Source organism: Enterobacter sp. EC_64, from assembly GCF_019584165.1.
Classification (GTDB): domain Bacteria; phylum Pseudomonadota; class Gammaproteobacteria; order Enterobacterales; family Enterobacteriaceae; genus Enterobacter; species Enterobacter roggenkampii.
On sequence record NZ_VDAS01000017.1, the window covers coordinates 36,856 to 60,502 of the forward strand.

At 56.6% G+C, this 23,647-nt stretch carries 22 protein-coding genes; 12 read left to right on the plus strand and 10 right to left on the minus strand.

Annotated elements, in window-relative coordinates:
- The first annotated feature begins 16 nt into the window (after positions 1 to 16).
- Positions 17 to 556 (plus strand): isochorismatase family protein, encoded by a 540-nt coding sequence (locus tag FHC52_RS14815; protein WP_023326455.1) that lies wholly within the window; start codon positions 17 to 19, stop codon positions 554 to 556.
- The gene (locus FHC52_RS14820; RefSeq protein WP_126288148.1) at positions 556 to 1,476 is read left to right on the plus strand and encodes a GlxA family transcriptional regulator; all 921 of its coding nucleotides are present in this window, start codon (positions 556 to 558) and stop codon (positions 1,474 to 1,476) included. The genes FHC52_RS14815 and FHC52_RS14820 overlap by 1 nt, the downstream gene beginning before the upstream one ends.
- Here FHC52_RS14820 and FHC52_RS14825 read toward each other — a convergent pair.
- Positions 1,469 to 2,464, minus strand: a complete 996-nt coding sequence (locus tag FHC52_RS14825; protein ID WP_008502751.1) for an acyltransferase — start codon at positions 2,462 to 2,464, stop codon at positions 1,469 to 1,471. The two genes, FHC52_RS14820 and FHC52_RS14825, sit on opposite strands and share 8 nt — an antisense overlap.
- Before the next feature lie 182 nt (positions 2,465 to 2,646).
- Here FHC52_RS14825 and FHC52_RS14830 point away from each other — a divergent pair, with 182 nt between their 5' ends.
- The 4 genes from FHC52_RS14830 to FHC52_RS14845 all read left to right on the plus strand — a co-directional run bounded on the left by FHC52_RS14830 (position 2,647) and on the right by FHC52_RS14845 (position 7,952).
- A complete protein-coding gene (locus tag FHC52_RS14830) occupies positions 2,647 to 2,952 on the plus strand; it encodes a YsaB family lipoprotein (RefSeq protein WP_008502752.1) in 306 nt (101 codons plus the stop codon).
- A gap of 160 nt (positions 2,953 to 3,112) precedes the next feature.
- A complete protein-coding gene (gene glyQ, locus FHC52_RS14835) occupies positions 3,113 to 4,024 on the plus strand; it encodes a glycine--tRNA ligase subunit alpha (protein WP_003860141.1) in 912 nt (303 codons plus the stop codon).
- Positions 4,025 to 4,033: 9 nt separating this feature from the next.
- Complete coding sequence (gene glyS / locus FHC52_RS14840) at positions 4,034 to 6,103, plus strand: glycine--tRNA ligase subunit beta (RefSeq protein WP_008502753.1); 2,070 nt, start codon at positions 4,034 to 4,036, stop codon at positions 6,101 to 6,103.
- Positions 6,104 to 6,332: 229 nt separating this feature from the next.
- Complete coding sequence (locus FHC52_RS14845; RefSeq protein WP_126288146.1) at positions 6,333 to 7,952, plus strand: ABC-F family ATP-binding cassette domain-containing protein; 1,620 nt, start codon at positions 6,333 to 6,335, stop codon at positions 7,950 to 7,952.
- Between the two features lie 39 nt (positions 7,953 to 7,991).
- Here FHC52_RS14845 and FHC52_RS14850 read toward each other — a convergent pair whose 3' ends face one another.
- Positions 7,992 to 8,279: an HTH-type transcriptional regulator gene (locus FHC52_RS14850; protein WP_008502755.1), complete on the minus strand. Its 288-nt coding sequence runs from the start codon at positions 8,277 to 8,279 to the stop codon at positions 7,992 to 7,994.
- 331 nt (positions 8,280 to 8,610) lie between these two features.
- Between FHC52_RS14850 and FHC52_RS14855 the strand changes: the two genes are divergently transcribed.
- Positions 8,611 to 9,321: a DUF3053 domain-containing protein gene (locus FHC52_RS14855; protein ID WP_008502756.1), complete on the plus strand. Its 711-nt coding sequence runs from the start codon at positions 8,611 to 8,613 to the stop codon at positions 9,319 to 9,321.
- Between the two features lie 247 nt (positions 9,322 to 9,568).
- Entirely contained in the window at positions 9,569 to 9,781 is a 213-nt protein-coding gene (gene cspA / locus FHC52_RS14860; protein ID WP_003860775.1) for an RNA chaperone/antiterminator CspA, read from the plus strand.
- 58 nt (positions 9,782 to 9,839) lie between these two features.
- On the opposite strand, the gene ghrB is transcribed toward cspA, so the two are convergent.
- The 6 genes from ghrB to FHC52_RS14890 all read right to left on the minus strand — a co-directional run bounded on the left by ghrB (position 9,840) and on the right by FHC52_RS14890 (position 15,892).
- Positions 9,840 to 10,814 carry a glyoxylate/hydroxypyruvate reductase GhrB gene (gene ghrB, locus FHC52_RS14865; protein ID WP_126288145.1) on the minus strand — a complete coding sequence of 325 codons (975 nt, stop codon included), beginning with the start codon at positions 10,812 to 10,814 and terminating at the stop codon, positions 9,840 to 9,842.
- Positions 10,815 to 10,841: 27 nt separating this feature from the next.
- A complete protein-coding gene (locus tag FHC52_RS14870; RefSeq protein WP_063435967.1) occupies positions 10,842 to 12,122 on the minus strand; it encodes an MFS transporter in 1,281 nt (426 codons plus the stop codon).
- 116 nt (positions 12,123 to 12,238) lie between these two features.
- Complete coding sequence (locus tag FHC52_RS14875) at positions 12,239 to 13,177, minus strand: sugar kinase (RefSeq protein ID WP_023294842.1); 939 nt, start codon at positions 13,175 to 13,177, stop codon at positions 12,239 to 12,241.
- A gap of 3 nt (positions 13,178 to 13,180) precedes the next feature.
- Positions 13,181 to 13,930, minus strand: coding sequence for a sugar phosphate isomerase/epimerase (locus FHC52_RS14880; RefSeq protein WP_045414909.1), 750 nt, complete (start codon positions 13,928 to 13,930; stop codon positions 13,181 to 13,183).
- A 103-nt stretch (positions 13,931 to 14,033) separates the two neighbouring features.
- On the minus strand, positions 14,034 to 15,050 hold the full coding sequence (locus FHC52_RS14885; RefSeq protein WP_008502761.1) for a LacI family DNA-binding transcriptional regulator: 1,017 nt from the start codon (positions 15,048 to 15,050) through the stop codon (positions 14,034 to 14,036).
- A gap of 179 nt (positions 15,051 to 15,229) precedes the next feature.
- A complete protein-coding gene (locus FHC52_RS14890) occupies positions 15,230 to 15,892 on the minus strand; it encodes an OmpA family lipoprotein (protein WP_008502762.1) in 663 nt (220 codons plus the stop codon).
- Between the two features lie 212 nt (positions 15,893 to 16,104).
- On the opposite strand from FHC52_RS14890, the gene FHC52_RS14895 reads away from it, so the two are divergent.
- Positions 16,105 to 18,384, plus strand: a complete 2,280-nt coding sequence (locus FHC52_RS14895; protein ID WP_241658722.1) for a molybdopterin guanine dinucleotide-containing S/N-oxide reductase — start codon at positions 16,105 to 16,107, stop codon at positions 18,382 to 18,384.
- Here the strand turns inward: FHC52_RS14895 and FHC52_RS14900 are convergent.
- Both FHC52_RS14900 and tag read right to left on the minus strand, forming a co-directional pair.
- Positions 18,347 to 18,793: an N-acetyltransferase gene (locus FHC52_RS14900; protein ID WP_008502764.1), complete on the minus strand. Its 447-nt coding sequence runs from the start codon at positions 18,791 to 18,793 to the stop codon at positions 18,347 to 18,349. The two genes, FHC52_RS14895 and FHC52_RS14900, sit on opposite strands and share 38 nt — an antisense overlap.
- Positions 18,771 to 19,352 (minus strand): DNA-3-methyladenine glycosylase I, encoded by a 582-nt coding sequence (tag, locus tag FHC52_RS14905; protein ID WP_126288139.1) that lies wholly within the window; start codon positions 19,350 to 19,352, stop codon positions 18,771 to 18,773. Before tag ends, FHC52_RS14900 begins: the two co-directional genes overlap by 23 nt.
- A gap of 165 nt (positions 19,353 to 19,517) precedes the next feature.
- Between tag and FHC52_RS14910 the strand changes: the two genes are divergently transcribed.
- From FHC52_RS14910 to eptB, 3 genes are all read left to right on the plus strand, one after another.
- A complete protein-coding gene (locus FHC52_RS14910; protein ID WP_087449764.1) occupies positions 19,518 to 20,213 on the plus strand; it encodes an autotransporter domain-containing protein in 696 nt (231 codons plus the stop codon).
- Between the two features lie 238 nt (positions 20,214 to 20,451).
- On the plus strand, positions 20,452 to 21,654 hold the full coding sequence (locus FHC52_RS14915) for an MFS transporter (protein WP_008502767.1): 1,203 nt from the start codon (positions 20,452 to 20,454) through the stop codon (positions 21,652 to 21,654).
- A gap of 257 nt (positions 21,655 to 21,911) precedes the next feature.
- Positions 21,912 to 23,603 (plus strand): kdo(2)-lipid A phosphoethanolamine 7''-transferase, encoded by a 1,692-nt coding sequence (eptB, locus tag FHC52_RS14920; RefSeq protein WP_008502768.1) that lies wholly within the window; start codon positions 21,912 to 21,914, stop codon positions 23,601 to 23,603.
- The last annotated feature ends 44 nt before the right edge of the window (positions 23,604 to 23,647 follow it).

Below are 23,647 nucleotides of genomic sequence, written 5' to 3' on the forward strand. Positions count from 1 at the left end.
GGCGAGGAGAACCATCATGTCACGCATTGCACTCATCAACATTGATACTCAGCAGTCCTTCCATCACCGCAATTACTGGCAGGAGGATGACATTCCCGCTTTTCAGCAGGCGATGCTGGGGCTGATTGAAGGCTGCCAGGCGCGCGGTATTCCGGTCGTTGATATTTTTCATGTGGATGAAGACGGCCCATTTACGCTGGAAAGCGGCTATGTCAAACCGATGGCCTTTTTGCGTCATCAGCCGGATGTGGTTTTCCAGAAACACGTCCATAATGCCTTCACGGATACCGGGCTCGATCGCTGGCTGCGCGAGCGTGATATCAATAGTGTGATTATCTGCGGCATTCGCACGGAGCAATGCTGTGAAACCACCGCCCGGGTGGCATCCGATCTGGGTTATGCTGTGACCTTTGTGAGCGAGGCAACGCTGACGTTCCCCATGACGTACAGGGGCATTACCCTTAGCGCAGCGGACATTCGCCACCGTACCGAAACGGTACTGTCCGGGCGTTTTGCCGACATTAAAACGGTAGCGGAGACGCTGGAGTCACTGTAATGCCCATCGACGTCTGGTTCGTGATGTTGCCCGGGGTGCTGTCATTAGATATGACGGGCCCGGCAGAAACCTTTGTGCTGGCTGGCGACGCGTTTCGTCTGCATTACATTGGCCCGCAACCTGACGTGCCGACGTCGATAGGCCTGACGATGAGCGGCATTCAGCCGCTGCCGGAACGTCTTCCAGAGGGGAGCCTGCTGGTATTGCCCGGAGTGAGCGACTCCCGCTCTCAGTTTTCGACGCCGCAGGCGTTACGGATACAGCACTGGCTGATGCGCCTGCAGCCGATTATTCAGCGCCGGGATATCACGGTGATGTGCGTCTGTTCTGGCGCGCTGCTGGCGGCGAAATCGGGCCTGCTGAATAACAAACAGTGCACAACTCACCATGAGGTTATCAGCCGTTTACGCACCGCGGCCCCTACGGCGACGATTAAAGAAAACCGCATCTTTGTGCAGGACGAGAACATCTGGACCAGCGCGGGGATCACGTCGGGCATCGACCTGGCGCTGCATATGATTAACCGCCTGTGCGGCCCCGAAAAGGCGCTGAATGTGGCGCGCGAGATGGTGGTCTGGTTCCGCCGTTCTGGTGACGATCCCCAGCTCTCCCCGTGGCTACGCTACCGCAATCATCTTCATCCGGCGATTCATCGGGCGCAGGATGCGCTCACCGCCGAGCCGCAAAAAGCGTGGAACTTGCCTGATATCGCCGCGCTGGTGCACGTCAGCCCGCGCCATCTCACCCGGCTTTTCCAGACACATTTAGGGATTAGCGTCCGCGATTATCTGGAGCAGCTGCGTCTGGCGGTGGCGGAACAGTGGCTATTGCAGGGGCGCGGCGTGGAGCAGGCTTCCCTGGCGGCAGGGTTTTCCTCCCCGCGCCAGTACCATCGCGCCCGGCAGCGAAGCGTTAGCTGACGAAGCGGCGAACGTCTATTTTTTGCAGCAGCATCGACAGCAGCAGGCTGATCGCCAGGGTCGCGGCAAAAATCCAGATGATATCCAGCACCGGCCAGGTTTTTAGTTCAACCCCTCTTGTCCGAAGCGCGTGGATCACCAGCGCGTGAAAACCGTAAATCCCGAGAGAGTGTCGTGAAATGACGCTCAGTACGGGAAGGGGACGCGCATTCAGGGTGTTTTTAACGAGCGTGAGCAGCGATACGGCACAGATAAAGACCATCGGGCCGCAGTACAGATACCAGGTATCGGCAAAATTACCGCGCCACTGCAGCTCATGCAGCGTCCCGCGTGAAATCACCGCCACGCCGGCGATAAACAGTGCCCCGCAGAGCCAGTTCAGACCGCGTTTTTGCGTGTCCATCATCCCGATGGCGCGCCCCAGCATGCCGTAAAGCACGTAATAGAAGGTATCGCCGTTGATATAGAGGTTCACCGGCAGCCACTCAAATCCGTCGATTTTCTGCGAGACCGTATTCGGGTTGGCGACAATGCCAATCACCACCATCAGGGCCAGAAGCATTTTCCCGCTAACGTTTTTCACCTGAATGAGCGGAGAGACCAGATAGATCACGATAATGGCGAAGAAGAACCACAGGTGGTAGAACACCGGCTTTTGCAGCAAATATTTGAGGGATAACCCGGCGTTAATGGAGGTGAACAGGGTGATATAGAGCAGGGCAACGGCGCTGTAGAACCCCAGGCAGGCCGCGATGCGGATGAAGTGTCGCGGCTGCGCGCTGCGTTCACCAAAAAAGAGAAAGCCGGAAATCATGAAGAACAGCGGCACGCTGACGCGCGACGCAGAGTTGAGAATATTGGCGATATCCCAGTTAACGGGGCTGATGCTGTGGGCGTTCGTGACGTACCAGGTCGTCGTGTGGATCATGACCACCATCAGACACGCTATTCCTCGCAGGTTATCAATCCAGTTAATTTTTGACGGCATCAGTTCCTCGTATTCCCTGTAAAGTGAATGTGACTCCCATTGTCCAAAAGTCTTCGTTTGGAAAATTCTGAGTTTTATTCGCAGGCTTGCCGGGAGACCGCGAGATTCGCAGAATGGCTGACCATAATCTATAAACGTGTTGATACTAAAAATAACAGCCACTGACCAGGACGGTAATAAAAATGATGATGAAGCGTGTGGCATCACTCATTCTGCTTTTCATGCTGGCAGGATGCAGTGCGCCACAAGAATCACCAGTGCAAAAAGCCCAGCAGGGCAAAATGAGCCCGGAACGTTCACTGAATATGGAGTCACTCTGCAAGGACCAGGCCGCACGCCGCTATAACTCGGACGTGCAGAAAATCAACGTCACCGGGTTTGAGCGCTTTCAGGGCAGCTATGAGCTCAAGGGCTATACGGCGCGTAAAGAAGGCTTTGTCTGCTCGTTTGATGCGGACGGCCAGTTTTTACACCTCTCCATGCGCTAGCCTGCTCGCATAATCAACAGCCAGACGCCGTCAGCGCCCTGGCGTGAATGCTTATTTCCCAATTTTCCCTAAACAACCCCGTTTCGTACTGTATATCTTGCAGCCAGCGGGTATACTGGTCCCTTCCATTTAAAACCACACGTATCCAGCACGAAATACTATGCAAAAGTTTGATACCAAGACCTTCCAGGGCCTGATCCTGACCTTACAGGATTACTGGGCTCGTCAGGGCTGTACCATTGTTCAACCTTTGGACATGGAAGTCGGCGCCGGCACTTCACACCCGATGACCAGCCTGCGCGCGTTGGGGCCAGAGCCAATGGCGACCGCGTATGTGCAGCCTTCCCGTCGTCCGACCGATGGTCGTTACGGTGAGAACCCGAACCGTCTGCAGCATTACTATCAGTTCCAGGTGGTGATTAAGCCATCACCCGACAACATTCAGGAACTGTACCTCGGGTCGCTGAAAGAGCTGGGTATGGATCCGACCATCCACGATATCCGTTTCGTGGAAGATAACTGGGAAAACCCAACGCTGGGTGCCTGGGGTCTGGGTTGGGAAGTGTGGCTGAACGGCATGGAAGTGACCCAGTTCACTTACTTCCAGCAGGTTGGCGGTCTGGAATGTAAGCCGATCACCGGTGAGATCACCTACGGTCTGGAACGTCTGGCGATGTACATTCAGGGCGTAGACAGCGTTTACGACCTGGTCTGGAGCGACGGCCCGCTGGGTAAAACCACCTACGGCGACGTGTTCCATCAGAACGAAGTGGAACAATCCACCTATAACTTCGAATACGCGGACGTGGACTTCCTGTTCACCTGCTTCGAGCAGTATGAGAAAGAAGCGCAGCAGCTGCTGGCGCTGGAGACTCCGCTGCCGCTGCCTGCCTACGAGCGTATTCTGAAGGCCGCCCACAGCTTCAACCTGCTGGACGCCCGCAAAGCGATCTCCGTGACTGAACGTCAGCGCTACATTCTGCGTATTCGTACCCTGACCAAAGCCGTTGCAGAAGCTTACTATGCGTCCCGTGAAGCCCTTGGCTTCCCGATGTGCAACCGAAATAAATAAGAGGCGGCCATGTCTGAGAAAACTTTCCTGGTGGAAATTGGCACCGAAGAGCTGCCACCAAAAGCCCTGCGCAGCCTGGCTGAATCTTTTGCTGCGAACGTGACTGCCGAGCTGGATAACGCTGGCCTGGCGCACGGTAAAATTGAGTGGTTTGCTGCTCCGCGTCGTCTGGCGCTGAAAGTGGCAAACCTGGCGGCGTCTCAGCCGGATCGCGAAGTCGAAAAACGTGGCCCGGCGATTGCCCAGGCGTTTGACGCGGAAGGCAAGCCGAGCAAAGCGGCGGAAGGCTGGGCGCGTGGCTGCGGCATCACCGTCGATCAGGCCGAGCGTCTGACCACCGATAAAGGTGAATGGCTGCTGTATCGTGCCCATGTGAAAGGCGAAAGCGCGGAAGCGCTGCTGCCGGACATGATTGCCACGTCTCTGGCGAAGCTGCCCATTCCTAAGCTGATGCGCTGGGGCGCGTCCGACGTGCACTTCGTGCGTCCGGTTCACACCGTGACCCTGCTGCTGGGCGACACCGTTATTCCGGCGACCATTTTGGGCGTGGCGTCCGATCGCGTGATTCGCGGCCACCGCTTTATGGGCGAGCCTGAGTTCACCATCGACAATGCCGACCAGTATCCGCAAATCCTGCTGGAGCGCGGCAAGGTCATTGCTGACTATGAACAGCGTAAAGCCAAAATCAAAGCGGACGCGGAAGACGCGGCGCGTAAGATTGGCGGTAAAGCCGATCTGAGCGACAGCCTGCTGGAAGAAGTGACCTCGCTGGTGGAATGGCCGGTTGTGCTGACCGCGAAGTTCGAAGAGAAATTCCTGGCCGTTCCGGCTGAAGCGCTGGTGTACACCATGAAGGGTGACCAGAAGTACTTCCCGGTCTATGCCAACGACGGCAAGCTGCTGCCAAACTTCATTTTCGTGGCGAACATCGAATCGAAAGATCCGAGCCAGATTATCTCCGGTAACGAGAAGGTCGTGCGCCCACGTCTGGCGGATGCCGAGTTCTTCTTCAACACCGACCGTAAAAAGCGTCTGGAAGATCATCTTCCACGCCTGCAGACCGTACTGTTCCAGCAGCAGCTGGGTACGCTGCGCGACAAGACCGACCGTATTGCGGAGCTGTCCGGCTGGATCGCTCGTGAAATCGGTGCCGACGTTAACCACGCGACGCGTGCGGGCCTGCTCTCCAAGTGTGACCTGATGACCAACATGGTGTTCGAGTTTACCGACACCCAGGGCGTGATGGGCATGCACTACGCGCGTCACGATGGCGAAGCGGAAGACGTGGCGGTTGCCCTGAACGAGCAGTATCAGCCTCGCTTTGCGGGTGACGAACTGCCGTCCAACCCGGTAGCTTGTGCTGTCGCAATTGCCGATAAGATGGACACCCTGGCGGGTATCTTCGGTATCGGTCAGCATCCGAAAGGCGACAAAGACCCGTTTGCGCTGCGTCGTGCTGCGCTCGGCGTGCTGCGTATCATCGTTGAGAAGAACCTGAACCTGGATCTGCAGACCCTGACCGAAGAAGCGGTGCGTCTGTACGGCGACAAGCTGACCAACGCCAACGTGGTGGATGACGTGATCGACTTTATGCTCGGTCGTTTCCGCGCCTGGTATCAGGATGAAGGTTACACCGTCGACACCATTCAGGCGGTGCTGGCGCGTCGTCCGACCCGTCCGGCTGATTTCGATGCGCGTATGAAGGCGGTTTCCCACTTCCGTACGCTGGAAGCGGCATCTGCTCTGGCGGCGGCCAACAAGCGTGTCTCCAACATCCTGGCGAAGTCCGACGAGACGCTGAACGAGCGCGTAAACGCCGCGACGCTGAAAGAGCCGGAAGAGATCGCCCTGGCGATGCAGGTTGTGGTGCTGCGCGACAAGCTCGAGCCGGTCTTCGCGGAAGGTCGCTACCAGGAAGCGCTGGTGGAGCTGGCCGAGCTGCGTGACGTCATCGACGCCTTCTTCGAGAAAGTGATGGTAAACGTAGAAGATAAAGAGCTGCGTATTAACCGTCTCTCTATGCTCGAGAAACTGCGTGAGCTGTTCCTGCGCGTGGCGGATATTTCGCTGTTGCAGTAATGCGCCCGTTGTGACAAATGCTAAAAACCCGCTTCGGCGGGTTTTTTTATAGTGTGTTGCTGAAAATTTAACCTTGAAATGGTCAATCCATTCCCGCTATCCTTATCCCCGTTAACTTTCTCGCGCTGGAGTGCCCCCCAAAAATGAACAAACACGACTGATGAATTTCGATCCTTGCTAAACGCCATCGCGTCGGCAGGGGATGTTTTGATTTCATTCAGGAGTGCTTATGGCTCATTTTGCGCAGTCCCCTTCTTTTATTTTGCATCAGGTCACCTGTCAGTTTCCGACGGGCGATACCCTTTTTGGTCCGCTGAATCTCACGCTGGAACCCTCCCTCTGCGCGCTGGTTGGCCGCAACGGCAGCGGAAAAACGCGTCTGCTGCGTCTGCTGGCGGGGCTGGACGAACCGGCTACCGGTCATATCGAACGCTTTGGCTCGCATTTCTATGTGGCGCAGCAGCACGTCATTTCTTCGCAGACGACGCTGGCTGAACTTCTCGGATATGACGCGATTTTTGCGGCGCGTAAGCGCATCGACAGCGGCGATTACCAGCCCGACGATCTGGCGTTGCTCGACGGTTACTGGGATATAGCCGAACGTCTGAGCGAAGCGTTTATCAATGCGACGCTCCCACCGTTTGAGCCTGATAAGCCCGCCATAGAACTCAGCGGCGGCGAGCGCATCCGCGCCCTGCTGTGCGGGGCGTTTACGGCGGGCGCGGACTTTCTTCTGCTGGACGAACCGACTAACCATCTGGATCGACAAGGCCGGGCGTGGTTCTACGACCAGTTGAGTCGGTATCAGGGCGGCGTGCTGGTGGCCTCGCATGACCGCGAACTTCTGGAGCAGGTGCCGCGTATTCTTGAGCTGAGCGCCTCGGGTCTGCGCAGCTACGGCGGAAATTATGCGGATTATCAAGCCCAGCGCGATGCCGAACAGCAGGCTGCCCGCGCGGCGCTGGAACATGCGGCAACCGAGCGCAAACGCACCCGCGCGCGCATGCAAAAAGAGCATGATGACAGCCAGCGGCGGTCGGCAAAGACGTTACGCACCGTCGATACCCTGAATATCGCATCGTTCGAGCGGGTCAAATATAAAGGCGCGGCAAAGGAACGTATCGGCACCTGGAAAAAACAGCACAGCGAGCAAAACGAAGCGCTGAACGCCGCGGTTAACAAGGCGCGTGAACGCGTTGAAGACGATAATCCGGTGATGTTCACTTTACCGGGGAGTCAGATCCCGGAGGTGAAGCAGGTGCTGGTGCTGGAGGATCTGGTGCTGCAGCATGTGCCTGTTCCTCCGCTCAACTGGCGTATGGACGGACCGATGCGCGTGGCGTTAAAGGGACCGAACGGCTGCGGGAAGTCGACGCTGTTAAAAACCCTCCTCGGCGAGGTTGCCCCCCGTTCGGGTAGCTGTAAAGTGTCCGTCAGCTGCGCTTATCTCGACCAGCATCTCTCCCGTCTCGATCTCTCGCAGTCGGTCATGACGCATCTCAATTTGAGTCATACCCCTCTGGAAGAGGGGGTATTGCGAACCCGTTTAGCGCAGCTTCAACTGGGGGCTGACAAAGTGATGCTCCCATTGGCGGCGCTCAGCGGCGGTGAGCGTCTTAAGGCTGCCCTGGCCTGCGTGCTGTGGCGCGCGGAAGCCACGCAGCTTCTGCTGCTGGATGAACCGACCAACCATCTGGATCTGGCTTCAGTCCAGGCCATTGAAGCGGCGCTGGCCGGTTTCCCTGGGGCACTGCTGGTGGTATCACACGATGAGGCGTTTTTAAGCGGCTTAACGTTAACGCATGAGCTGGTGTGGGAAGAGGCGGGGTGGCGTTGTGATAGCCTGTAAAACACAAGCCCCCGCAAAGGCGGGGGCATTCAATCTTCACTACGCGATCTGCTTGCTGAGTGCAGGGTTGGCCTGAATCAGGCGCATCAGCCGTAACTCGGTTGGGGTGGGTTTCTCACGTTTTGACTCCCACTCCTGCACCATAGCCACGCTGACACCCATCGCTCTGGCGAATTCTTCGGTTTTCAGTCCTGTCCCTTTGCGCAATTGCTCATATTCTGTAAAGGGATTGGATTTTTGTTGCAGGGTAATCGTCTGCGGTACATCTTTAAAAATGATCTGTTCCAGGCTGCTCAGCAGCTCAAACTCAGGATCTTTATATTCCATTGAGGACTCCTCTTAAATCTCACATCGTGATCAAGAACATCAGAGAGCCAGTTAAGAATAGTCCCTAATACCAACCCAGGATCGTCACGGGTGTGATTAATCGTGCGGTAACGATCGCTGTATCCGATTCAGCAATATGGAGAGTTATGCTAATTCCCTGATTAGTCATATGTCGGCTTCGCCAGGTATTTTTTTGTAAATGGTAAGAAATAAATCGGCAATAGCCGTTTTGCATGAAAAGAGTATCTTGCAAGGCTGACCTGGACTATCCTTGTCAGCGTCGGGCACGCGTGTGCCGGTGTGCGCTTTTTTGGGTGAAAGGAGTAATAAAATGGCGACAGGAAAGTCCTGCTCTCGCTGGTTTGCGCCTATTGCGGCGTTGTTGATGGTTGTTAGCCTGAGTGGGTGTTTTGATAAAGAAGGCGATCAGCGCAAAGCGTTTATCGATTTTCTGCAGAATACAGTGATGCGCAGCGGCGAGCGGTTGCCAACGCTGACTGCGGATCAGAAAAAACAGTTTGGCCCCTTTGTGTCCGATTACGCCATTCTTTATGGTTATTCACAGCAGGTGAGCCAGGCGATGGATTCCGGTATCCGCCCGGTAGTGGATAGCGTGAACGCCATCCGCGTTCCACAGGATTATATGACGCAGCGTGAACCGCTGCGCCAGTCCAACGGTGCGCTTGGCGTGCTGAGCCAGCAGCTGCAGAATGCGAAAATGCAGGCTGACGCGTCACGTTCTGCGCTGAAGCAGGGCGACGATCTCAAACCGGTCTTCGACAAAGTGTATGAGAAAGTGGTGACCAAACCGTCAGAAGCACTGCAGCCGTTGATTCCGGCCGCGCAAATCTTCACGCAGCAGCTGGTCCAGGTGGGTGACTTTATTGCCCAGCAGAATACGCAGGTAAGCTTTGTTGCCAACGGTATTCAGTTCCCGACCTCCCAGCAGGCAAGCCAGTACAATACGCTGATTGGGCCGCTGGCCTCCCAGCATCAGGCCTTCAGCCAGGCCTGGAGTGCCGCAGTCGCTGCCACAGAATAAACCGAAAAAACCCCGCTTCTGGCGGGGTTTTTTTATGCGTTGCGAAAATAACGCTTGTCATTCCTCTACCACATCGGTATAACTATTCCCGTCGGTTTGTTACACAGACCTAAAGCAGTTTAGTAAAGCAGTCCAGATTGTTATCCATAGATACCCTTCGTAGTGACCCTTCCTTCATCGCTTAAAAATCTGTAACGCAATCCATCAAGCCGGAAGGCACAATATATTTGTTAATAAGGTAATTTCTATGTCTGCTAAAATGACTGGTCTGGTAAAATGGTTCAACGCTGATAAAGGTTTCGGCTTCATCACTCCTGACGATGGCTCTAAAGACGTGTTCGTACACTTCTCTGCTATCCAGAACGATGGCTACAAATCTCTGGACGAAGGTCAGAAAGTGTCCTTCACCATCGAAAGCGGCGCTAAAGGCCCAGCAGCTGGTAACGTTGTAAGCCTGTAAGCTTCCAACCCAGTAGCAAAGAATTTAAAAACCCGCCTTCTGGCGGGTTTTTTCGTTTCTACCGTTGCACCTGCGGGTTCACGCAGTTTCTCTCCACCTTTCCGCTAAGGGCGGCAATAAGGTTATCGACCGCGGTGGCCGCCATGTTGTAGCGCGTCTCATGGGTGGCTGAGCCGATGTGGGGCAGGGCAACCACGTTAGGCATTGTCAGCAGCGGGGAGTCCACCGGCAGCGGCTCCTGCTCAAACACGTCCAGACCTGCTGCATGGATCTCACCGTTTTTCAGAGCCTCAATCAGCGCCTTCTCATCCACCACCGGGCCACGACCCGCGTTGATGAAAATGGCAGATGCCTTCATTTTTTCAAACGCCTCTTTACCGATCAGATGACGGGTTTCATCCGTCAGCGGCAGCACCAGGCAGACAAAATCGGCTTCCTGCAGCAGGGCATCCAGCTCGCAGTAACGGGCGTTGAAGCGTTCTTCGGCTTCCCTGTGATGGCGACGCGCGTTATACAGAATCGGCATGTTAAAACCAAAATGGGCGCGCTGCGCCAGCGCCAGCCCGATACGCCCCATACCGACAATGCCCAGCGTTTTGCCGTGAACATCCACGCCGAACCAGTCCGGACCAATGCTTTTTGTCCATTCGCCCGCTTTGACGCGCTCAGCCACTTCCACCACGCGACGGGCCGTGGTGAGCATGAGCGCCATCAGCGTATCGGCCACGGTTTCCGTCAGGGCATGCGGCGTATGCATCAGCAGGATCTTGCGGGCGTTAAGCGCATCCACGTCGAAGTTGTCGTAACCCACGGAAACGGTTGAGGTAGCACGCAGCTTCGGCATTTTCTCCAGCAGGGCGACATCCACTTTTTCGCTTGAACCCAGCAGGCCTTCGGCGCTGGCGAATGCGTCGGCGTGCTGTGCCACGGTTTCCGGGCGCAGGTTCTTCACCTGCGTGACGGTGAAGTGCTCTTCAAGGCGTTTCTGCAGATCTTCCGGCAGGGTTTTATACAAAATGACGGACGGCTTCATGCTAATCTCCGTTGATTTTTTAAGGATTCAGGCGTGGCGAGCGCCGACAGGGTGTTGTTGATTATTAGCAGGCTTAACAATCAGAGTAAGCCATACCGAGGCGAAAAGCGCCACCCCCATAAAGATGTACGATGCGGATGGGCTGCCGGTGGCACCGTTCAGGTAACCGACGAACCAGGAGCCGCAGAACGAACCCAGCGCACCCATACTGTTAATCAGCGCCATCGCACCCCCCGCCACGTTACGCGGCAGCATCTCGGGGATGATGGCAAAGAACGGTCCGTAAGGGGCGTACATGGCCGCACCGGCAACCACCAGCAGCGTATAAGAGACCCAGAAGTGGTTTGCGCCCACGGCCCAGGAGCCAATAAAGGCGAAGGCAGCAATCAGCAGCAGCGGCCAGACAAACAGCTTGCGGTTCTGCAGCTTGTCCGACGCCCAGGAAACGACGATCATCGCGATGGTTGCCGCCAGATACGGTACGGATGACAGCCAGCCTACTTCGACCATGCCGAGGTTTTCACCGCCGCTGCGGATAATGGACGGCAGCCACAGCACAAAGCCGTACACGCCAATGCTCCAGGTAAAGTACTGCGCGCAGAGCAGGATCACGTTACGCGAGCGGAAGGCTTCACCATAGTTACGCACCGCCTTCAGGCCTTGCTGTTCTTTGTCCAGCTGCGCCTGCAGCGCCGCTTTTTCGTCTTCGGAAAGCCATTTCGCCTGGGCTGGTTTATCTTTCACCAGTACCCACCAGCAGAAGGCCCAGATAATTGCCGGTACCCCTTCAATGATAAACATCTCGCGCCAGCCGAAGGACTGGATCAGGTAGCCGGACACCACCGACATCCACAGTACCGTGACCGGGTTACCGAGGATCAGGAAGGTATTCGCGCGCGAGCGCTCAGATTTGGTAAACCAGTTGCTGATGTAGATCAGCATCGCGGGCATAACCGCCGCCTCAACGACGCCGAGGATAAAGCGAATGGCGGCCAGGGCAGGAATATTGTTCACCATGCCGGTCAGCGACGCGCAGGCGCCCCACAGGATCAGACAGATGAAGATCAGCTTACGCACGCTGCGGCGTTCCGCATAGATCGCGCCGGGGATCTGGAAGAAGAAGTAGCCCAGGAAGAAAAGGGCACCCAGCAGGGAGGAGATCCCTTTGGTGATCCCGAGGTCCTCGGTGATCCCTGCGGCGGACGCGAAGCTGAAGTTGGCACGGTCAAGGTACGCCAGGCTGTACGTGATAAACACGATTGGCATGATGTACCACCAGCGTTTTACTGCATTGGTCGAACTGTTCATAGGCTTGCCTCTGTTGTTGAGGTTGTTACCGCCGTTGTCTGTAGGGTACACGGTGGCTTAATTATCTGGTGCGGCTTGCTGCCTCACCCTGGCCCTCTCCCACAGGGAGAGGGAATTTAAACGCCGAGCTGTGCTCGCGTTGGTAATCCTTCGCTGTCGCCCTGCACCTGAATGGCCAGCGAGCCAATCTTGTTGCCTCGCGCGACGGCCTGCGGCAGCGTTTTACCTTCCAGCAGGGCGCTAATCACGCCCACGGCAAAGCCGTCACCTGCGCCGACGGTGTCGACGACGTTCTCGACCTTCACTGCCGCGACCGCGCCCTGCTCGCCGTTGGCCGTTTTAAACCACGCGCCATCGGCACCGGTCTTCAGCACCACCGCTTTTACCCCTTTATTCAGGTAGAAGTCGGCGATGCCTTCCGGCGTGCTTTCGCCGGTCAGAATCATCCCTTCTTTCAGGCCTGGCAGAACCCAGTCCGCCCGGAACGCCAGACGGTTCAGTTTCTCCACCATTTCCGCTTCGCTTTTCCACAGCACCGGACGCAGGTTGGGGTCGAACGATAGGGTTTTCCCCTGAGCTTTCATGGTGGTCGCGGCATGATCCAGCAGCTCATACGAGCTGGCAGAGAGTGCCGCGGCTACGCCGCTCAGGTGCAGATGACGTGCGGAGGCAAAGTAATCGGCGTGGTAATCCGCGACAGAAAGGTGGCTTGCAGCCGAGCCTTTGCGGAAATACTCCACGATGGGATCGGTTCCATTTTCGACCTTGGATTTAAGCTGAAAGCCGGTAGGGAAGCGTCCGTCGAGGGTGACCCCTGCAGCATCAATCCCCTCTTTTTTCAGCGAATCGAGAACGAAATGGCCAAAGCTGTCATCCCCCACGCGGCTGACCCAGCCCACGTTCAGGCCGAGACGCGCCAGGCCGGTCGCGACGTTGAGTTCAGCGCCTGCGACGCGTTTGATAAAGTGCTCCACCGCACTCAGCTCGCCCGTTTCGGTGGCGACAAACATGGCCATGGCCTCGCCGATCGTGATGACATCCAGCGTCTTGTGCATGGTTTACTCCTCGCGCAGCAGGTTGACGTAATGGCGGGTAACGGCGGTTAAATCCGCCCCTTCCAGCGGGAATTCGATACCGCGCGGGGCATCGGCAGGCAGCTGGCCGAGCAGATCCAGCCAGCGCGCATCGGCGCGGTCCGGTGCGACGGCGCGGAAGTTATCTTTATGCGGCACGGCGGCTTTCACGTGGATATAGCTCACCGCAGGGGCCAGGTGACGCGCGGCCTCTTCAGGGGAGTCGCCCACCCACAGCCAGTTCCCCATATCGAAGGTCAGCGTGACGGGGAGCGCCATTTCCCGACAGGCGGCCTGGAAGCGCTGCATGGGCGCGAGCTGTCCGCAGTCGGTCTGATCGTTCTCCACGACCAGCGCCATGCCGCTGGTATTCAGCAGCGTACGCAGGGCGTCCAGAGGTTGCGCGTCGCGGAAATGGCCCAGGGAAACCTTCAGCCAAAGTGCGTTCAGGGTGTTGCCTTCAGAAAGATAGCGGGGCAGGTCCGGGTTGAGGGTGCCGTCGGGCATAAACAGGGCGGCGGGTGCGGAGTAGCACGCCAGCAGGCCCAGCAGCTCAATGGATTCGCCCAGCGCGGGCAGCGCCAGCAGCTCTTCGCTGTTGAACAGTTCCCGGCGGATCTCCACGCCGTCTGCCCCCGCGCCTGCAATAACGGGAAGCATTGCCCGTTGACCACCCGCCTGTCGCACCTGTTCCGCACCGTACGCGGCGGTGACCACCATAATTTTCCTGCCCATCTTCGGACTCCATCGCAACATATCAATACTATTACGCTAGATGGAACCGGTTCCAAAGAAAAGGTCAGGATGTTGAATTTATGATCGCTATCACAAGGGAAATTTAACGCGCGGTGGAGCCACGAACGATCAGCTCGCCGGAGAAGACCTGCTCGCGAACGGCATCGCTGGTGCCTTCAATACGACGAACGACTTGTTCAACAGCAGCATAGCCAATCTGCCAGGTGGGCTGTTTGAGGGTAGTAATGCCGACGCCAGCCAGCTCCGCCCACTCCAGTTCATCAAACCCCAGCAGACCGATGTCGCTGCCCCAGTGCAGGCCAATGCGCTTGAGCGAGCGGGCAACCTGCAGCGTCAGCGCCCCGTTGGCGGAGATAACCGCTTTGCGCATCCCACGATGGCGCGTATGGAACTGACGCAGGGTATTGTCGAGCTGCCCGGCTTCGTGAAGCGGCGTTTCGGCATTTTCGGCGATCACGCCGGGATAACGCTCCAGCGTGGCGCGAAATGCGCTCAGGCGTTCACGTCGGGTGTTGACCATCCCCAGCGGTTCACTCAGAAACAGAATGGCCTCGAAGCCCTGTTCAATCAGATGTTCGGTGGCGGTCGTGGCGGCCTGGGTGTTATCCAGCCCGACCACGTCGCAGGCAAACTCCGGGATTTTACGGTCGATGAGGACCATGGGCAGGGAGGATTGCTGCAGGCGATTTAAGCCTTCTTCACGCATGCCTACCGCGTTGACCACAATCCCTTCCACCTGATAGCTGCGCAGCAGGTCCAGATAATGCAGCTCCTGGTCGACTTCGTTGTTGGTATTACAGACCAGCGGCGTGAAACCCTTCTCGCGACAGGCGGCTTCGATACCGCTGAGCACGTTCACGGAGTAGGGGTTGGTGATATCGGCGATGATCAGCCCGATAAGGCGGGTGCGGCCGCGTTTGAGCCCGCGCGCCATGAGGCTGGGACGGTAGTCGAGATCGGCAATAGCCTGTTCAATACGCGCCAGCAACGCATCGGATAGCAGGTGTTTCTCGCCGTTAAGGTAGCGCGAAATGCTGGTTTTGCCGGTTTTGGCGGCTTTCGCCACGTCGCTGATGGTGGCCCGGGCTGGTTTGCTCATCGCTGATTTCCCTGAATTTAGTGAGAATACCTTAGCGGGAAAATCGGACGAATCAAGTAATTTGCCCGGTGGCGCTGCGCTTACCGGAGGTTGCGGCCTGATGCCCTCACCCCAACCATCTCCCACGGGAGAGGGCGCAAACACTAAAAACGGCAACGGGGTTGCCGTTTTGCTATTACCTACTGAATTGGGCTTAACGTAATCTCTACGCGGCGGTTCTGCGCTTTGCCTTCCGCCGTGCTGTTGCTGGCGATAGGGTTGGCAGGGCCCATGCCGCTGGTGCGGATGCGGTTTGCTTCAACGCCCTGGGTAATCAGCGAGCTGGCCACGGAATCGGCGCGCTGCTGGGACAGACGCATGTTCAGATCCTGGCTGCCGGTGCTGTCGGTGTAGCCAATCACGTTCACGGCGGTCTTGTTGTACTCTTTCAGCACCATCGCCACGCCGGTAAGGGTGTTCGCACCCGCGGGTTTCAGCGTTGCGCTGCTGCTGTCGAAGGTGACGTTGTTCGGCATGTTCAGGATGATGTTATCGCCGCTGCGCGTCACGCTCACGCCGGTTCCCTTCATTTTGTCGCGCAGTTTTGCTTCCTGCACGTCCATGTAATAACCGACGCCGCCGCCCAGGGCCGCGCCCGCCGCTGCGCCAATCAGCGCGCCTTTGCCGCGGTCTTTCTTGGAGGAGGAGAGCGCCCCAACGCCTGCGCCGACCAGCGAGCCGATACCCGCGCCAATGCCGGATTTACCCGCTTCGCGCTCACCGGTGTAAGGGTTGGTTGTGCAGCCAGAAACAGCCAGTGCACCGCTCACCAGAGCGGCAATAACGAGTACGCGTTTTTTCATCTTCTTTCCTTAATCCTTTTTATTCTTTGCCACGGCGAACGTGGCAGTTGATTATGACGTCCAGATACGGAGAAAATTCCGGGTATAACTCTGAAATTTGTGACAAACCATAAACGGTCTCAGCAAGAAGGCCGTAAAACCTGCACGCAACCAGGAGCGCACGCTTGAGCACCTCAACGAAAACCATTCTGACCGCCGCCCACTGGGGGCCAATGCTGGTCGAAACCGATGGCGAAAATGTTCTGTCGTCTCGCGGAGCATTGCCAACACAACATCCCAACTCTTTACAGACCGTCGTTCGCGATCAGGTGCACAGCAAAACACGCGTGCGCTGGCCGATGGTGCGTAAAGGTTTTCTCGCCTCACCTGACAAGCCGCAGGGCATTCGCGGTCAGGATGAGTTTGTTCGCGTGAGCTGGGATGACGCGCTGGCGCTGATCCACACCCAGCACAAGCGCATTCGCGACAGTTACGGTCCGTCGTCCATTTTCGCCGGGTCCTACGGCTGGCGCTCTAACGGGGTGCTGCACAAGGCGTCGACGCTGCTGCAGCGCTATATGAGCCTGGCGGGCGGCTATACCGGTCATCTGGGGGATTACTCCACCGGTGCAGCGCAGGCGATCATGCCGTATGTCGTGGGCGGGAACGAGGTGTACCAGCAGCAGACCAGCTGGCCGCTGGTGCTGGAACATACCGACGTGGTGGTGCTGTGGAGCGCTAACCCTCTTAACACGCTGAAAATTGCCTGGAATGCCAGCGACGAGCAGGGCATTGGCTATTTCGACGCGCTGCGCAAAAGCGGCAAGCGCATCATCTGCATTGACCCGATGCGCTCTGAAACCCTGGATTTCTTCGGCGACAGCGCCGAGTGGATTGCCCCACATATGGGCACCGACGTGGCAATGATGCTGGGTATCGCCCATACCCTGGTGGAAAACGGCTGGCACGATGTCGAATTCCTGACGCGCTGTACCACCGGCTTCGATAAATTCGCCGACTATCTGACGGGTAAAACGGATGGCGTGGCCAAAACGGCAGAGTGGGCGGCTGACATTTGCGGTGTTTCTGCGGATAAACTCCGCGAACTGGCGGCGTTATTCCATAAAAACACCACGATGTTGATGTCCGGCTGGGGGATGCAGCGCCAGCAGTTTGGCGAGCAAAAACACTGGATGCTGGTGACCCTCGCCGCGATGCTGGGGCAGATCGGTACGCCGGGCGGCGGTTTTGGTCTCTCCTATCACTTTGCCAACGGCGGTAACCCCACGCGTAAAGCGGCGGTGCTGGCGTCTCTGCAAGGTTCGGTGCAGGGGGGCGTGGACGCCGTGGATAAAATCCCGGTGGCGCGTATTGTTGAAGCCCTGGAAAATCCGGGCGGTTTTTATCAGCACAATGGTCTCGACCGCCACTTCCCGGATATTAAATTTGTCTGGTGGGCGGGCGGGTCGAACTTCACGCACCATCAGGATACCAACCGCCTGATCCGCGCCTGGCAGAAGCCGGAGCTGGTGGTGATTTCAGAGTGCTTCTGGACCGCCTCGGCGAAACACGCTGATATCGTGCTCCCGGCGACCACCTCGTTTGAGCGTAACGATCTCACCATGACCGGCGACTACAGCAACCAGCATATGGTCCCGATGAAGCGCGTGGTGGCCCCGCGCGATGAGGCGCGTGATGATTTCGACGTGTTTGCTGAACTGAGCGAGCGGTGGGAAGCGGGCGGTCGCGCGCGTTTTACCGAAGGAAAAACCGATCTCGAATGGCTGGAAGCCTTCTACCAGATTGCCGGACAGCGCGGCGCGGCGCAGGGCGTGACGCTCCCGCCATTTACTGAGTTCTGGGAGGCGAACCAGATCGTCGAAATGCCGGAGAGCGAACAGAACGCGAAGTTTGTTCGTTTTGCCGATTTCCGCCGCGATCCGGAGAACCACCCGCTGAAAACCGAGAGCGGCAAGATCGTGATCTACAGCGAGCGCATCGCCAGCTTTGGCTATGCTGACTGCCCGCCGCATCCTACGTGGCTTGAGCCGGACGAATGGCACGGCAACGCCCGGCCGGATCAGCTGCAGGTATTATCTGCCCATCCCGCGCACCGTCTGCACAGCCAGCTTAACTATACCTCCCTGCGCGAGCAGTATGCGGTCGCCGGGCGAGAGCCCATCACGCTGAATACCCTTGATGCGCAAGCGCGCGGGATTGCGGACGGCGACGTGGTGCGCGTCTGGAACGCGCGTGGACAAGTGCTGGCAGGGGCGGTGGTGAGCGACGGGATTAAGCCGGGCGTGATCTGCATTCATCAGGGCGCATGGCCTGACCTTGAGCTCGCCGAAGGCGGTATCTGTAAAAACGGGGCGGTTAACGTGCTGACCAAAGATCTCCCCAGCTCGAAGCTGGGGAATGGTTGCGCAGGGAACACGGCGCTGGCCTGGGTCGAGAAATATACGGGTCCCGAGCTTACCTTAACGGCGTTTGATCCGCCTGCCAGCTCATGATCCACGTCGGGTGTTGGGTGTCATCCTGCCAGGCGCTGTCTTCAATGCGAAAGCCCTGAGCATGGTAGAAATTCACCGCCCGGACATTTTTCTGATACACCTCCAGGGTTAAGTGCGGGAAGCGCTGTTGAACATGGTTCAGCAGCGCGCGCCCGATGCCTTTCCCGATGCATGACGGCGCCACAAACAGGGCGCCGACAAACTGAGACTGCATCACGCTGATAAATCCGCAAGGTTCGCCGTCCTGCTCCCAGACCCAGGTTTCAGCGGACGGCAGATAAACGTCCCGCACCATGGCCTCATTCTCTTTCCAGTAATTCGGCGCGATGAACGGATGCGCTTCCGTGGTACTTTCCAGCCACAGGCTCAGCAGCGGCGCGGTATTTTCATTTTGCCATTTGCGGATCATGATGGCCTCCCGGATGACAGAAGCAGCCGGTAACGTGGTCGTTGACCAGGCCACAGGCCTGCATAAAGGCGTAGCAGATGGTGGAGCCGACAAACTTAAAGCCGCGTTTTTTCAGGGCCTTCGAGAGCGCATCCGAGGCCGGAGTGGCGGCCGGAATTTCCGCGAGCGTGGTCGCCTCCGTGACTTGCGGATCGTTATTCACAAACGTCCAGACAAAATCTGAAAATGATTCGCCGTTTTGTTCCATCGCCAGATAAGCGCGTGCGTTACCGATGATGGCCCGGATCTTGCCGCGATGGCGGATGATGCCGGCATCCTGCACCAGTCGCTCGACGTCCTCATCGGTCATCGCGGCGACGGCGACGGGGTCGAACTGGTGGAAAGCGCTGCGGTAATTTTCGCGTTTTTTCAGTACCGTAATCCATGATAATCCCGCCTGCTGGCCCTCCAGGCAGATCATCTCAAAGAGCTTTTTGCCATCCCTTTCCGGCACGCCCCATTCCCGATCGTGATAGTCGATATAAAGCTGATCCTGGCTTACCCAACCGCAACGTTCCATCCGTCATCTCCCTTATTGATACTGATTTCGCAAAAATTTCGTTCTGACTGGCTTGACGTGTTTACTATAAAGACAATAGTTAATACAGGGCCATATGCTCTCTAAGCTCTTCCTGAATAACGACAAATATCGCCGAATTCGGCTCTCTCTGGGGTCGCGTTGAAGATGATAAAAAAAATCAGTGGTCGCCATGCTGTGTCTGGCCTGGTGGGGATTTCAGCCTGCCTGTTTTTTTGTAATACAGCGTCTGCCTGGCAACAGGAATATATCGTTTCAGACGCCCAAAATAATACGGCGGAACGCTATACATGGGACGCGGATCACCAACCGCGCTATGAGGATATTCTCGCGGAGCGTATTCAGTCTTCGCAAAATGCGCCGGGTCTTGCTCTGAATATACCGTCTGGCAGCACGACAGAGGGGACGATGAGCGTAGGCTGGAATTTTCCCGTTTCAGCGCGAATTACCACCGGCCCGGTGGTGGCGTGGCGGTACGACGGCACGGCTCCCATGATGATCAACGAGTTTGGTGATAGCGCGTCGACACAGTCAGTTACGGACCCGCTCTGGCATGCCAGCGTCAGCACGCTGGGGTGGCGCGTTAACACCCAGTACGGCGATCTCCGGCCCTGGGCGCAGATCAGCTATAACCAACAGTTTGGTGAAAACCAGTGGAAATCGCAGTTTGGTATGCCACAAACGCCAGCTCCTGCCCAAAACGGCAGCTGGATGGATGTTACCGTGGGAACAGATATTCCCTTTAATACGCACATGGCGGCCTATGCCTCGCTGGCTCAGGGGGAGCATACCACCACCGGTGAGGAGTTTTTATACACCCTCGGCGTCAGCGCCAATTTCTAGAATTGTTACTTTTTTAAACGTTACGATAACATCTCGAATACAATAACCACGGGCTTTACAGCGATAGCAGATACTAACACGCTGTCGCTTTATTCCCGTGCCAGGTCATTCATTCCCGATTCCAGGCATTTCATTCCGTTCCGCCTGCATTTCATGCCGTTTTACCCCAGGCATATTGAGGTTTTGTTTATCGTTGTCCTCAGCGAATTCCCTCAATTTATCTTGCAGGACAACTGCCATGAACACATCAACCTATAACCGCACGCGCTGGCTCACGCTCTTTGGCACCATCGTCACTCAGTTTGCGCTGGGATCGGTCTATACCTGGAGCCTGTTTAACAGTGCGCTTTCTGACAAACTCGGCGCACCGGTCAGCCAGGTCGCGTTCTCCTTTGGTTTGCTGAGTCTGGGTCTGGCGATTTCATCTTCCGTCGCGGGCAAGCTGCAGGAGCGTTTTGGCGTGAAGCGCGTGACCATGGCGTCCGGCATCCTGCTGGGACTGGGCTTTTTCCTGACCGCGCATTCCAGCAATCTGATGATGCTCTGGCTGAGTGCGGGCGTGCTGGTGGGACTGGCGGACGGCGCGGGCTATCTGCTGACGCTGTCAAACTGCGTGAAGTGGTTCCCGGAACGTAAAGGCTTAATCTCGGCGTTTGCCATTGGTTCTTATGGTTTGGGCAGCCTCGGGTTCAAATTTATCGATGCCCATCTGCTGGCGTCCGTCGGTCTCGAAAAAACCTTTATGATCTGGGGCGCAATCGTGCTGGTGATGATTCTGTTTGGCGCCACGCTGATGAAGGATGCGCCGCAGCAGGAAGTGAAATCCGTGAATGGCGTGGTGGAGAATGATTTCACCCTCGCGCAGTCCATGCGTAAACCTCAGTACTGGATGCTGGCGGTGATGTTTCTGACGGCCTGCATGAGCGGCCTGTATGTCATCGGCGTCGCGAAAGATATCGCGCAGGGGATGGTGAAACTGGATGCTGCCACGGCGGCCAACGCGGTGACCGTCATCTCCATTGCTAACCTCTCCGGTCGTCTGGTCCTCGGTATTCTGTCCGACAAAATCGCCCGCATCCGCGTGATTACGATTGGGCAGGTGGTTTCGCTGGTCGGTATGGCGGCGCTGCTGTTCGCTCCGCTGAATGAAGCCACCTTCTTCGCGGCAATTGCCTGCGTGGCCTTTAACTTCGGCGGCACCATTACCGTCTTCCCGTCACTGGTGAGCGAGTTCTTTGGCCTGAACAATCTGGCGAAAAACTACGGCGTGATCTATCTGGGCTTCGGGATCGGCAGTATCTGTGGCTCGCTGATTGCTTCCCTGTTCGGCGGGTTCTACGTAACCTTCTGCGTGATATTTGCCTTGCTGATTATCTCCCTGGCGCTGTCAACCACGATTCGCCAGCCGCAACGTGAAGTTTTTAAAGAAGTTCATGCATAATCGCGACGAGAAAGGCCGGTAATCCGGCCTTTTTAGTTTCTTAACCTGGAAATAAAGCGATTTTGTCTGTTTTTGGATTTGCTTTTTTGTAAATAACTGTACTGATCACACTCTCTGCTGCCACTTTTCCGCTTCCCTGTGGTCTACTTACCACGCCTGTAGACGTTTCATTGAACGATCCCCTGAGCGTATGTCTAATCTGCCCACTTTTTAATCGAGGTGGGCGGCGGTACTGTCCCTTTTTCCGGGTAGCTTGCATGAAATACATTAAATCGATGGCGCAACAAAAGCTCTGCTTTTTGCTGGCGTTGTACATCGGCCTGTTTATGAACGGCGCAGTTTTTTTCCGTCGGTTTGACGGTTACGCGCATGATTTTACCGTCTGGAAAGGAATTGCAGCGGTTGTCGAATTGGTCGCTGCGGTACTGGTCACCTTCTTTTTATTCCGTATTCTTACCCTGTTTGGCCGTCGCGTGTGGCGAGTGCTGGCAACGTTTATCGTGCTGTGCTCGGCGGGTGCCAGCTATTACATGACTTTTATGAACGTGGTGATTGGCTACGGCATTATTGCCTCGGTGATGACCACGGATATCGACCTCTCTAAAGAGGTTGTAGGGCTCCACTTTATCCTCTGGCTGGTGGCCGTCAGCGCCTTGCCGCTGCTGCTCATCTGGAGCAACCGCTGCCGCTATACCCTTGTTCACCAGATCCGCACGCCAGGAAAGCGATTCAGAAGCGTCGCCGTGGTGCTGCTGGCGGGCCTGATGGTCTGGGGGCCGATTCGTCTGCTGGAGGTGAAGCAGAAGAATGATGAGCGTACCTCCGGCGTGGATATGCCGAGCTACGGTGGCGTGGTTGCCAACTCTTATTTACCGTCTAACTGGATCTCCGCGCTGGGGCTGTATGCGTGGGCGCAGGTGGATGAGTCCTCGGATAATAAGTCGCTGATAAACCCGGCGAAGAAGTTTACCTATGTGGCGCCAAAGGATATCGACGATACCTACGTCGTCTTTATTATCGGAGAGACCACACGCTGGGATCATATGGGCATTCTCGGCTATAACCGTGATACCACGCCTAAACTGGCGCAGGAAAAGAACCTGATTGCCTATCGTGGCTATTCCTGTGATACCGCCACCAAGCTTTCCCTGCGCTGCATGTTTGTGCGCGAGGGCGGGGCGAGCGATAACCCGCAGCGTACGCTAAAAGAGCAAAACGTCTTCTCGGTGCTGCATCAGCTTGGGTTTACCTCCGATCTCTATGCGATGCAGAGTGAGATGTGGTTCTACAGCAACACCATGGCGCAAAACATCTCCTACCGCGAGCAGATTGGCGCAGAGGCGCGCAACCGTGGCAAACCTGTCGATGACATGTTGCTGATTGATGAGATGAAACTCTCACTCAACGGGAATCCTGATGGTAAGCATATGATCATCCTTCATACCAAAGGGTCGCACTTTAACTACACGCAGCGCTACCCGCGCAGCTTTGCCAAATGGACGCCGGAGTGCGTCGGAGTGGATAAAGACTGCACCAAAGCCCAGTTGATTAACTCTTATGACAACTCCGTGATGTATGTGGATCACTTTATTGATTCGGTGATTGACCAGGTTCGCGATAAGAAGGCTATTGTCTTCTATGCGGCGGACCACGGTGAATCTATCAATGAGTTCGAGCATCTGCACGGTACGCCACGCAAGATGGCGCCGCCCGAGCAGTTCCGCGTGCCAATGATGGTGTGGATGTCCGATAAGTATCTGGAAGACCCGGAGAAAGCGAAGATGTTTGCCCATCTGAAGAAAGAGGCGGAAATGAAGGTGCCGCGTCGTCACGTTGAGCTGTACGACACCATTATGGGTTGTCTCGGCTACACCTCACCGAACGGTGGGATTAACGAAAACAACAACTGGTGTAAACTCCCTGACAACAGCGCAAAAGCCGCGCAGTAGCTGCTCTGGCGAGAATATCGCCAGTTGAATGGCTTTTTGAAAAT